We start from the raw sequence: 1,454 nt of genomic DNA on the forward strand, positions 1-1,454 counted from the left end.
TGGTGTTTGCAGGTGAAAAGCTGACCTATCGTCAGTTAAACGAACGAGCCAATCAACTGGCTTATGTGATCCGTGAACGCTATCAGCAACAGACACATAACGTGATGCAGGCAGATACCCCGATAGCCCTCTACTTTGACCGCAGCCCGGAAATGGTGATTGGCATTCTGGCCGTGTTGAAGGCCGGAGGCGCTTATGTCCCTGTTTCACCGGAATATCCGGCTGAACGAGTGCAATTCCTGCTGGCAGATACCGCCGCTGCCTGCGTACTGACCCAACAACAGTACCTGACCACGCTGGCAGACTACAGCCGATCGCTTACAGCACAACCGATATTGATAGCCGCCGATGACCCGACCCACACAGCAAGCCAGCCCACAGAAAATCCGACACCGATCAACACTCTGACGGATTTGGCCTATATCATCTATACCTCCGGCACCACCGGTCAGCCGAAAGGGGTCATGATTGAGCATCGGAATGTGGCACATATGGTGACCGCACAAGCCGCGCTATTTCAGGTTACAAAAGCTTTTAATGCCACAGAAAGCAAAAAGAGCTTAATGTTTGCTGCTTACGTCTTTGATGCCTCGGTATCAGAGCTGTTTCTCAGCCTGCTGCACGGGCATACCCTGTACCTTTGCAGCGAAGCAGAGCGCAACGCTCCTGCTATTGCCGCCCTGATCCAGCGGGAAGGCATTGAAATAGCGACTCTCCCCCCCGCGATCCTGCAAGTCTTAACCGGCACAGTATTGCCTTCTCTGCAATTATTGGTGACGGCCGGAGAATCCCCTTCGGCGGGTTTTCTGGACTATTTCAGCCAGGACAGCCGCATCGTGAATGCGTATGGCCCGACAGAAATCACCGTCTGTGCGACCGGAAAACTGTATCAGCACGGCGATCTGGCAACCAATATCGGAACAGCCATTCATAACGTCCGCCTGTATGTGCCTGATCCTCACGGCCAGCCTGTGCCTGTCGGCGCAGCAGGGGAACTGTATGTCGGCGGAGCCGGTGTTGCTCGCGGGTATCTCAACCAGCCGCAATTAACCGCTGAACGTTTTGTCTTAAATCCCTTTGCCAGCGCAGAAGATAAAACCAAAGGTTATACCCGCCTGTACCGAACCGGTGATTTAGTCCGCTGGCTGCCGGACGGGGAACTGGAATATCTGGGACGCAATGATTTTCAGGTCAAAATTCGGGGCTACCGGATTGAATTAGGTGAAATTGAAAGTGCCCTGACAGCTCACCCGCAGATCAGACAGGCAGTCGTTGTTGAGCATCAGCATCATGGTCATCGCGTATTGAGTGCTTATCTGGTGGCAGACACAGCGGTGTCTGATGAAGCGCTGGCTGAACACTTATCTGACCGCCTGCCGGACTATATGCTGCCCGCCAGTTTTACGTTTATGGACACCATTCCCCTGACGCTGAATGGCAAAGTGGATCGACGC

Annotated in this window: 1 protein-coding gene; it reads left to right on the top strand. The window is 53.6% G+C overall.

Going from position 1 to position 1,454, the window contains the following annotated elements; all coding sequences use genetic code 11:
* A partial coding sequence (locus tag Xinn_RS20745) for an amino acid adenylation domain-containing protein (protein ID WP_153043430.1) occupies nucleotides 1-1,454 on the top strand: 1,454 nt, incomplete at both ends.

The organism is Xenorhabdus innexi (assembly GCF_002632485.1).
GTDB lineage: Bacteria > Pseudomonadota > Gammaproteobacteria > Enterobacterales > Enterobacteriaceae > Xenorhabdus > Xenorhabdus innexi.